Origin of the sequence: Comamonas aquatica NBRC 14918, assembly GCF_000739875.1 — a bacterium.
Taxonomy (GTDB): domain Bacteria; phylum Pseudomonadota; class Gammaproteobacteria; order Burkholderiales; family Burkholderiaceae_C; genus Comamonas; species Comamonas aquatica.
On record NZ_BBJR01000091.1, the window covers coordinates 1 to 9,936 of the forward strand.

General features: G+C 64.7%; 7 protein-coding genes and 1 pseudogene. 4 read left to right on the top strand and 4 right to left on the bottom strand.

Features of this window, described 5'->3' with window-relative positions; translation table 11 throughout:
* Positions 1 to 428, bottom strand: a pseudogene (locus CA2_RS17330) (M23 family peptidase); the annotation flags it as partial.
* 287 nt (positions 429 to 715) lie between these two features.
* On the opposite strand from CA2_RS17330, the gene tyrS reads away from it, so the two are divergent.
* Complete coding sequence (tyrS, locus tag CA2_RS16855; RefSeq protein WP_042420225.1) at positions 716 to 1,948, top strand: tyrosine--tRNA ligase; 1,233 nt, start codon at positions 716 to 718, stop codon at positions 1,946 to 1,948.
* 142 nt (positions 1,949 to 2,090) lie between these two features.
* Here tyrS and CA2_RS16860 read toward each other — a convergent pair whose 3' ends face one another.
* Positions 2,091 to 2,543 (bottom strand): bacteriohemerythrin, encoded by a 453-nt coding sequence (locus tag CA2_RS16860; RefSeq protein ID WP_042420228.1) that lies wholly within the window; start codon positions 2,541 to 2,543, stop codon positions 2,091 to 2,093.
* 275 nt (positions 2,544 to 2,818) lie between these two features.
* On the opposite strand from CA2_RS16860, the gene glmU reads away from it, so the two are divergent.
* Positions 2,819 to 4,258, top strand: coding sequence for a bifunctional UDP-N-acetylglucosamine diphosphorylase/glucosamine-1-phosphate N-acetyltransferase GlmU (gene glmU, locus CA2_RS16865; protein ID WP_042420231.1), 1,440 nt, complete (start codon positions 2,819 to 2,821; stop codon positions 4,256 to 4,258).
* Between the two features lie 6 nt (positions 4,259 to 4,264).
* Positions 4,265 to 5,044: a sensor histidine kinase gene (locus CA2_RS16870; RefSeq protein WP_042420235.1), complete on the top strand. Its 780-nt coding sequence runs from the start codon at positions 4,265 to 4,267 to the stop codon at positions 5,042 to 5,044.
* 47 nt (positions 5,045 to 5,091) lie between these two features.
* Here the strand turns inward: CA2_RS16870 and CA2_RS16875 are convergent, their stop codons facing one another.
* Positions 5,092 to 5,607 carry an Lrp/AsnC family transcriptional regulator gene (locus CA2_RS16875; RefSeq protein ID WP_042420238.1) on the bottom strand — a complete coding sequence of 172 codons (516 nt, stop codon included), beginning with the start codon at positions 5,605 to 5,607 and terminating at the stop codon, positions 5,092 to 5,094.
* Positions 5,608 to 5,740: 133 nt separating this feature from the next.
* On the opposite strand from CA2_RS16875, the gene glmS reads away from it, so the two are divergent.
* Positions 5,741 to 7,639 carry a glutamine--fructose-6-phosphate transaminase (isomerizing) gene (glmS, locus tag CA2_RS16880; RefSeq protein WP_042420241.1) on the top strand — a complete coding sequence of 633 codons (1,899 nt, stop codon included), beginning with the start codon at positions 5,741 to 5,743 and terminating at the stop codon, positions 7,637 to 7,639.
* A 724-nt stretch (positions 7,640 to 8,363) separates the two neighbouring features.
* Here glmS and CA2_RS16885 read toward each other — a convergent pair.
* Positions 8,364 to 9,936, bottom strand: a 1,573-nt coding sequence (locus CA2_RS16885) for an AAA family ATPase (RefSeq protein WP_042420247.1), incomplete at its 5' end; no start/stop codon positions are given.

Here is a 9,936-nt window from a genome sequence, read left to right on the forward strand (position 1 = left end):
CAACGCCCCGTGGCGCTGAACTTGCCGTTGGCATCGCGCTCCAGCACCAGGCGCTCGAAGTTCTGGCTGGTTTCGTCCTGGATCCAGCGCACGGTCAGCTTGCGCAACTGGTGGTCGTTGCTGGCTTCGGCGGACACCAGGCGGCCATTGCGGCTGAACAGGTGCTGGCGGGCCAGCTCGTTGCTGCGCAGGAAGGCGGAGGCGCCCGGATCGGCAATGCCCAGGCGCTGCAGCAAGGACTCGGCGGTGTCGCTGGCGCGGGTGTAGTCGGTGCGATAGAGCGAGAAATCGTTGAGGTCCGTCAGGTCCGCCAACGTACTGCCTTCCACCAACGAGGGGACGGTCTGCGTGAGTGTGCGAACCGGCAGTTCAGCGGGATCTGGACCCAGCGAGGCCACAGCAAACGCGCCGCCGCCTGCGCTGAGCATGAGGGCGGCGATGGCTGCGGTGAGTCGCTTGGGGTGTCGCTGAATGGACCGGGCCAGCTGTGCAAGCAAAGCACTGCCGGCAGAAACTAGGCTGTTATTCAAAACATGGTTCCCGGAAGTGGCGCGTACCCTGAGAAGACAAACGACCATGTGAGTGACGGGATACGCTTTCTGTCAGCATAGTTGCCATTGCGCTGTATGCCAATGGCCGGCCGACTAGAATTCGTCACTGCAATCGAGCCCGAAGTATAGCGGGGGCAATACCCCCCGTGCTGGAAAAAACCCTTATGAATCAAAATGCTGTTACAACATACCCGGTCACCGAGGCTGTAAGACAAGCGCTTGAAGTCACGTTGCGTGGTGTGGATGAGCTGCTGCCCCAGGAGGAATGGGCGCAGAAACTGGCGCGTTCGGAGGCCACGGGCGTGCCTTTGCGCATCAAGTTGGGGCTGGATCCTACGGCGCCGGACATTCATCTGGGGCATACGGTGGTGCTGAACAAGATGCGCCAGCTGCAAGATCTGGGCCACCAGGTGATCTTTCTGATCGGCGACTTCACCACGCTGATCGGCGACCCCTCGGGCCGCAACTCCACCCGCCCGCCGCTGACGGCCGAGCAGATCAAGGTGAATGCCGAGACCTATTACACCCAGGCCGCCAAGGTGCTGGACCCGGCCCGCACCGAGGTGCGCTACAACAGCGAATGGTGCGACCAGCTGGGCGCGCGCGGCATGATCCAGCTCTCGGCCAAGTACACCGTGGCCCGCATGATGGAGCGCAACGACTTCCACACGCGCTTCACCGAAGGCAGCTCCATCAGCCTGCACGAGTTTCTCTACCCGCTGCTGCAAGGCTATGACTCGGTGGCGCTGCAGGCCGACCTGGAGCTGGGCGGCACGGACCAGAAGTTCAACCTGATGATGGGGCGCCATCTGCAGGCTGAATATGGGCAGGCGCAGCAGTGCGTGCTCACCATGCCGCTGCTGGTGGGCCTGGACGGCGTGCACAAGATGTCCAAGTCCAAGAACAACTACATCGGCATCACCGAGGACGCCAACACCATGTTCGCCAAGGTGCTGTCGATCTCGGACGACCTGATGTGGGACTGGTACACGCTGCTGTCCTTCCAGAGCCTGGAGCACATCGCCCAGCTGAAGGCCGAGATTGCCGCCGGCGGCAACCCCAAGCACGCCAAGGTGGCACTGGCCAAGGAAATCACCACGCGCTTCCACAGCGCGGCGGCGGCCGAGGCGGCCGAGCAGGATTTCATCAACCGCTCCAAGGGCGGTATCCCCGACGACATCCCCGAGCTGAGCCTGTCCGGCGCGCCCCTGGGCATCGGCGCTTTGCTGAAGCAGGCCAACCTGGCGCCCTCGACCAGCGAAGCCAACCGCCTGATCGATGGCGGCGGCGTGCGCGTGGATGGCAACGTGGTCAGCGACCGCGGCCTGAAGCTGGACACCGGCACCTTCGTGGTGCAGGTGGGCAAGCGCAAGTTTGCACGCGTGACGCTGGCGTGATGCGCGGGGCGCCTTGGGCGCCCCGGGTGTGCGGCCCAAGGCGGCATCTGGAAGCAGGTGCCGCCTTGTTTTTTTCAAAACCAGGAGCGGTTGGCGCTCGCTGAAAAAGGTGTTCAAGGTCTTTGGCCTTTGAAAGTGCCGTTCAGCAAGCGCTGGGTGCTTCGCTGGTGATAGCGCCCGGCGCACCGGCCTCGGCGATGGCCGCCTGCAAAAAGGGCACGTAGGCGCGGTCCTCCTGCAGGATGTGGTGCAGCAGCCAGTGCTTGAGAAAGGCCATGGCCTCCAGGTCCACCTCTTCCCCGGCCTCGAAACGCAGCAGCCAGTGCATCGCCTGGGTGGTGAACTGGCCATGCTCGGCCGTGTGCGCCGTCGCCTGCGGGTAGCCGTAGCGCTGGAACATGACCTCTTCCTCGATGAAGTGGTTGTGCGTGTACTCGACCAGGCCCTCCAGCACCTCGCCGACCACCGCGCGGTCCGGGATGGGGTTGTCGAGTTCGTCGTGCAGGGCATTGATCAGCGCCACCAGGTGCTGGTGCTGGTCGTCAACATGGGGGATGCCCAGCATCAAGTCGCTGGACCACGGCATGAAGGTCATGGGCTCTCCGAATCGGTGAAACATGGGGTGGGGTGGCCCTGCGGCGCACAACGCCTGCCCAGGATGCATAAAGTGCCGGCGCCTTCCAATGGGGGCAGGGTGCTGGCGCAGCGTCTGTCTGACGGACATCAAACGCCGGGCGGCGCGGTGTGGGCTGCGTCCCACGGGGCGGTTGCGGCGGCCATGCCGATCACGCCCGGCACGGCGGCCGGGCGCGTGATAATCGAAGACCATCGCCAGCGCTGGCTGGCTTCACTGTGAGTTGATTGCGTCCCATGTCCCTGAATGCACTCCCCCTGGATATCGTCGTCATGGCTGCCGGCAAAGGCACCCGCATGAAAAGCCGCACCCCCAAGGTGCTGCAAAAGCTGGCGGGGCGGGCCTTGCTGCAGCACGTGCTGGACACGGCGCAGCAGTTGCAGGCGCGCTCAGCCGTGGTGGTGACGGGCCATGGCGCTGCAGAAGTGGAAGCGGTGATCGCCGGCGCAGCGCGGGCTGACAGTCATTTGGACCTGAAGTTCGTGCGCCAGGAACCCCAGCTGGGCACGGGGCACGCCGTGCAGCAGGCCGTGCCGGTGCTGGCGCGCGACGGCATGGTCGTCATCCTGTCGGGCGACGTGCCGCTGACCCAGGCCGACACGCTGGCCGCGCTGGTCGACGCCGCTGCGGGCCAGCGCATGGCGCTGCTGACCGTGTCGCTGGACAACCCCACGGGCTATGGCCGCATCGTGCGCAATGCCGCCGGCACGGTGCAGCGCATCGTGGAGCAAAAGGACGCCAGCGAGGCCGAGCGCGCCATCACCGAGGTCTACAGCGGGATCATGGCCGTGCCGGCCCAGCGCCTGGCGCACTGGCTGGGCCAGCTGAACAACCACAACGCCCAGGCCGAGTACTACCTGACCGACATCGTCGCCATGGCCGTGGCCGACGGGGTGGAGGTGGTGGCACACCGCATCACCGACGCGGTGCAGGTCGCCGGCGTGAACAGCCCCTTGCAGCTGGCCGAGTTGGAACGTGCCCACCAGCTGCGCGCAGCCCATGCCCTGATGGAGCAGGGCGTGCGCCTGGCCGACCCGGCGCGTTTGGACCTGCGCGACGACGTGCGCGGCACGCCAGCGCAGTTGCGCTGCGGCCAGGATGTGGAGATCGACGTGGGCTGCATCTTCACCGGCCGGGTGGAGGTGGGCGAGGGCGTGCGCATCGGCGCCTACTGCCACATCAGCAATGCCCAGATCGCCGCCGGTGCGGTGATCCATCCCTTCACCCACATCGACGGCGAGAAGCTGGGGGCCCGCGTGGGCGAGGGGGCGCTGGTCGGGCCGTTTGCCCGCCTGCGCCCCGGCGCCGAGCTGGGCCGCGAGGTGCACATCGGCAACTTCGTCGAGGTCAAGAACTCCACCCTGGCCGACGGCGCCAAGGCCAACCACCTGGCCTACCTGGGCGATGCCACGGTGGGTGAGCGCGTGAACTACGGTGCCGGCAGCATCACCGCCAACTACGACGGCGTCAACAAGCACCGCACCGTGATCGAGGCCGACGTGCACATCGGCAGCAACTGCGTGCTGGTGGCGCCGGTGACCCTGGGCGCGGGCGGCACCGTGGGCGGTGGCTCGACCATCACCAAGAACACCCCGCCCGGCACCCTGAACGTGGCGCGCGGCAAGCAGGTGTCGATTGCCAACTGGCAGCGCCCCACCAAGCAACCCAAGGCCTGAGGCGCCATGCACCCCGTGTTGCCGTCGACCTTGGAGGAGGCCCAGGCCGTGATTGCGCGCCAGCAGCAAGAGCTGGCGCAGTTGCAGGGCGCGCACGAGGCCTGGATGCGCGCCGTGGCGCACGATCTGCGCGCGCCGCTGCGGCATGTGCTGTCCTTCGCCCCGCTGCTGCGCGAAGCGGTGGAGGAGCTGGCCGCGGCCGCGCCCCAGGCCGCCGACGCCGTGGCCGATGCGCGCGAGTTCACCACCACCATGGAGCAGTCGGCGCGCAAGATGTCGGCCATGCTGGACGGCATGGCCCAGGTCTCGCACGCGGCGCGGGCGCCCTTGGCCCTGGGGCTGATCGACTGGGGCGTGGTGGCCCGGCATGCGGCGCAGCGCTGGCAGGCCACGCACCCGCAGGTGCAGTGGACGCTGCCCGAGGCCCCGGTGCCCGTGATGGCCGACGCCGCCGCGCTGCAGGCCCTGACCGAGGCAGTGCTGCACAACGCAGTCAAGTTCTCGGCCCGCCAGGCACAGCCCGTGGTCCGTCTCAGCGCCCAGCCCCTGGACGATGGCTGGTGGCGCCTGCAGGTGCAGGACCAGGGCGTGGGCTTTGACCGCCAGCGTGCCCAGCACCTGGGGGAGCTGTTCCAGCGCATGCACCGGGACGCGGAATTTCCCGGGGTCGGCTGTGGCCTGGCCCTGGTGCAGACCGTGGCCCAGCGCCATGGGGCGCGGGTGGCCATCGAGGCCCAGCCGCAGGCCGGCTGCACCGTGTGCATCGATTGGCCGGGCGCCCTCTGAATCTGTGTCAAAAGTGGCTGTGACGCGCTTGCAGTCTGCGCAGACTGCTATTGGTTCTGCGGTGCCAGCGGCGGCAGGTGCGGGCTGAACTTGGCGCGCCGGGTGGCAAAGAAGCTCTTCACATTCCGCACATTGCCCTGGGCGGTGAACAGCCGCTGCGACAGCGCCAGGTAGGCCGGCATGTCGCGGCAGGCGACGACCAGCACGAAATCGGGCCCGGGCGAGACGCGCCAGCACTGCTGCACCCCATCCTCGGCCACGGCCAGGGCCTCGAAGGCCTGCAGCGCTTCGGCGTGCTGGCGCTCCAGCGTCACCTCGATCAGGGCCTGTAGCCCGTGGCCGACCAGCGGGGCCAGCACCTCAGGGCGCACGATGGCGACCTGGCGCTCGATCAGCCCCAGCGCATGCAGGCGGCGCACCCGGCGCAGGCAGGTCGGGGGCGAGATGTGCAGCAGTTCGGCCAGGCGCAGATTGCTTTGCCCCGCGTCGCGCTGCAGCAGGTCCAGCAACTGCAGGTCGGTCAGGTCCAGGCTGCCATCAGGTGTTTTAATTTCAGATTTCATTGGAAATTGGAATTAAATTTCTTGAACGATTTTCGGTGAAATTTAATTTCTGAAACGATGAAAAATAGATCATAAGTTTTGTGGCGATGCTTTTAGCATCGGCCCACCTTCCAACCCTTTCGGAGTTCCGCCTATGTGTGGCATCGTCGGCGCCGTTTCTACGCGCAACATCGTTCCTCTGCTGGTGCAAGGCCTGCAGCGCCTGGAGTACCGCGGCTATGACTCGTGCGGCGTGGCCGTGCACCGCATGGTGGCCGGCAGCCCCATCAGCCAGGGCCTGCAGCGGGCGCGCAGCACGGCGCGTGTGGCCGAGCTGCTGGAGCAGGTCACCACCGACGACCTGCAGGGCCTGACCGGGATCGCCCACACCCGCTGGGCCACGCACGGCGAGCCGGCCGTGCGCAACGCCCACCCGCATTTCAGCTATGGCCCGGGCGAGACCGTGGACGGCGGCAAGCCCGCCCGGGTGGCGCTGGTGCACAACGGCATCATCGAGAACTACGAGGCGCTGCGCGCCGACCTGCAGGCCAAGGGCTACATCTTTGCCAGCCAGACCGACACCGAGGTGGTCTGCCACCTGGTGGACAGCCTGTACGACGGCGATCTGTTCGAGGCCGTGAAGGCGGCGCGTGGCCAGCTGCATGGCGCCTATGCGATCGCCGTGATGCACAAGGACGAGCCGCACCGCGTGGTCGGCGGGCGTGCCGGCTCGCCCCTGGTGTTGGGCGTGGGCCAGGACAACAGCGAATTCTTCCTGGCCAGCGATGCCATGGCCGTGGCCGGTGTGACCGACCAGATCGTCTATCTGGAAGAGGGCGACCTGGTGGACCTGCAGCCCGGCCGCTACTGGATCAGCAACAAGAGCGGCCATGCCGTGCTGCCCGAGCAGCGCCCGGTCAAGACCGTGCACGCGCACAGCGGTGCCGTGGAGCTGGGCCCTTACCGCCACTATATGCAAAAGGAAATCTTCGAGCAGCCGCGCGCGATTGGCGACACGCTGGAAGGCATCGTCAACATCGCCCCCGAGCTGTTTGACGGCGCCGATGGCACGGCGGCCTGGCGGGTGTTCCAGGAGATCGACAACGTCCTGATCCTGGCCTGTGGCACCAGCTATTACAGCGGCTGCACCGCCAAGTACTGGCTGGAAGGCATCGCCGGCATTCCCTGCAACGTGGAAGTGGCCAGCGAATACCGCTACCGCACCAGCGTGCCCAATCCCCGGACCCTGGTGGTCACCATCAGCCAGTCGGGCGAAACGGCGGACACCCTGGCCGCCCTGCGCCATGCGCAGAGCCTGGGCATGGCGCACACGCTGACCATCTGCAACGTGGCCACCAGCGCCATGGTGCGCGAGTGCAAACTGGCCTACATCACGCGGGCCGGCGTGGAAATCGGTGTGGCGTCGACCAAGGCCTTCACCACGCAGCTGGCCGGCCTGTTCCTGCTGACCCTGGCGCTGGCCCAGTCCAAGGGCAAGCTGACCGAGGCCAAGGAGCAGGAGTACCTGACGGCGATGCGCCACCTGCCCGTGGCCCTGCAGTCGGTGCTGGCGCTGGAGCCCCAGGTGGTCAGCTGGGCCGAGAATTTTGCCAAGCACCAGAACGCGCTGTTCCTGGGGCGCGGCATGCACTACCCGATCGCGCTGGAGGGGGCGCTCAAGCTCAAGGAGATCACTTACATCCACGCCGAGGCCTATCCCGCCGGGGAGCTCAAGCACGGTCCGCTGGCGCTGGTCGACAGTTCCATGCCGGTGGTGACCGTGGCGCCCAACGACGAGCTGCTGGAAAAGCTCAAGAGCAACATGCAGGAAGTGCGCGCGCGCGGCGGGGTGCTGTATGTGCTGGCCGATGCCAAGACCAACATCGACAACGCCGAAGGCCTGCACGTGATCCGCATGCCGGAGAACTACGGCGCCCTCAGCCCCATCCTGCACGTGGTGCCGCTGCAATTGCTGGCCTACCACACGGCCGTGGCGCGCGGCACCGATGTGGACAAGCCCCGCAACCTGGCCAAGAGCGTGACGGTCGAATAAGCGGCGAGCGCTGGAGCGGCGCTTGTTCTGGGTAATTAAAGTCGTAAACCGGCAAATAAAGTCGTAAACACAGGGCAAGCATTCATGCGGGTTTGCGGGGCGGTGATTTGTAACCGTAAAGTCGTAAACCCAAGCGGCTCTTTGTGATTTTTGCCAGTGATATCTAGACTTTCATCGCTGCAGATTGATCTCTTTTGTTACGAAAAAAGCGCTCTGATGGAGCGCTTTTTCTTCTATGGGGCAGGCGCTGCATGTACAGCGAGATATAGAGGGCGTCTGATCACTCAAAGAGTCGCGTGAAGAGTCCATAGGTTCTATCAGGCAGTTATGGGCGTAAAAGCAGGAGAGCACACGACTAGAGGGCAGCCGAGGCTGAGCAACCGTTTGCTTCAGTTGATGCAGACGACTGCTATGCAGCGATTGTGTTCCTACACGCTCTGAGATCATATGACCGGTCAAAGCCGGTAACCTCATGGTCAGTCGTAAGGGAAAAGTCCGTTGGTATGGTCACTCAGCGAATGCACTCAAATAAAAACCTGCACTAACATTAAACGGGAGCATGCCTTACCGCCTGTCATCACAGGCTAATGCCAGCTTGAGCGATATAGCGATCAAGCTGGCGATGAGCCCAACATCAAATTAGTCCCATGCCCGGCCTCGATAGGCTGCAAATTGAATCCCTCTGACCAGCTTCAGAGTCGGTCGTATTGCACCACCAGAGGCACTACATCCGTACCCTCAAACGCCGCGCACGCTCCTTGAATGCGGCCTCGCCACCCTCGAGGATCTCGCAGACTTGACGCCGGATGTTTGGGTTCTCCAACCCGCCGCTCTGATAGCTGATCTCTGGCAGCTGTCCCGGTCGGTGCGGCCCGCACTTGGCCACGATGACTTGGTCGGCATCGGTGTTGACGATCAGATTCGCGTTGTGAGTCACGATGATGATCTGACGGCGAAGGCGGGTCTTGCGGAACCGCTCTACCAGTTCATCGAAGATGGATTTGGGATCGAGGTTTTCTTCCGGCTGGTCCACGATCAGCGGCCGATCATCTTCCTGGTCGATTGCCAGATACAGCAGCAGCAACACAATCCCACGTGTGCCGGGCGACAACTGCTCGATGTCGACCCCTTCGTACTGCACGCCATATGTGATCTTGATGTGGTCAGTGCCGTAGAGCCAGGCGGAAATGCGCCCACCCCATTCGCGAAACGCCTCAGCATCCGATCGTTCCACCGGCGAATGGTCCACTAGCTGCGCTTCGTGGGATGCACGAAAATCTGCCATTGCTTTGGCAACCTCGGCACTGGTGCCGCCCTCCCAAGCCGTCAGCAGCTCGGCCCGCGCGGCCGCCAATAACGCGCCACGCCCCTTAAAGGGGCCAGCCTTGCGCAGATCCAGCAGTTCCTCGCCCCGCTGTGCCCATGCCTCTAGGTCGACGGCACGCCGAATCGAGAAGGCCAGCTTCCCCAATGCGCCATCTTCAGCTTCAAGGCGATGCTTAAGCGGCTCATAGAGTGCGGAAAGCTCTTTCTCCTCTTCCAGGATGCCGTCGAAAATAGCGGCGTAGCTGGTGCGCCGCTCATCGATCAGCTCCTTGATTCGGGTTTCGGCATGGTTGGCCATAGCAATGTCCCGGTCGAGCTTCACCAGTGCGGCGGCGTCTCGTGAGATCTTCTCCGACAGGCGCTTGAACGCCTTGGAGGCCTGTTCATCGACATTGATTAAGGCCCGAAGCCGAGCCGCCTCCCGCTCCAACAGGCCCAAAGTCTGCTGGCTTAGGTTCGCACCATCAGGCAAAAGAGAAACATTAGAAGGCGGTGTACCCGGCCCCGAATCCGTTTCCTTGAACGGAGTGCCCATCATGGCCATGATCTGGGCATCCACTGTCTTGATAGCCGCCGTGAGGATGCCATCGACGTCTCCAGAGAAGTCCATCAGAAATGACTTCCAGGCATCGGTGCCCAGGCCAGCATCCGTATGTGCCTGCTGAAGCTGACGCAATCGCAGCGGCGCTTTGTTGGCCCGTGTGTCGGCCACTTCGTCGCGCAGTGCACCCAGGGCCTGCCGACGCCGACGCGCCTGTTCAATGCGCGAACGCACGGCCTCCGCCGCGTTGGACACGACGTCGAACTGCTTCGCGCGCTCCTCGCCGCCCTGCCCGATCAGGCTGTCCCGATCCTTGCGATCCTTTGCCAGGCCTGCCGCTTTCTCCGCACGCTGACGCTGCAACTCAGGCAAGGCCGCCCGACGCCCACGCTCTAGGTTCAATTGCGTTGTGGTTTCCGCAAGCACTTTG

What these genes read in the sequence shown, in the direction of transcription:
- CA2_RS16875 (WP_042420238.1), bottom strand. Translation starts at nt 5,607, where the DNA reads ATGAAATCTGAAATTAAAACACCTGATGGCAGCCTGGACCTGACCGAC.
- glmU (WP_042420231.1), top strand. Translation starts at nt 2,819, where the DNA reads ATGTCCCTGAATGCACTCCCCCTGGATATCGTCGTCATGGCTGCCGGC.
- CA2_RS16870 (WP_042420235.1), top strand. Translation starts at nt 4,265, where the DNA reads ATGCACCCCGTGTTGCCGTCGACCTTGGAGGAGGCCCAGGCCGTGATT.
- glmS (WP_042420241.1), top strand. Translation starts at nt 5,741, where the DNA reads ATGTGTGGCATCGTCGGCGCCGTTTCTACGCGCAACATCGTTCCTCTG.
- CA2_RS16860 (WP_042420228.1), bottom strand. Translation starts at nt 2,543, where the DNA reads ATGACCTTCATGCCGTGGTCCAGCGACTTGATGCTGGGCATCCCCCAT.
- tyrS (WP_042420225.1), top strand. Translation starts at nt 716, where the DNA reads ATGAATCAAAATGCTGTTACAACATACCCGGTCACCGAGGCTGTAAGA.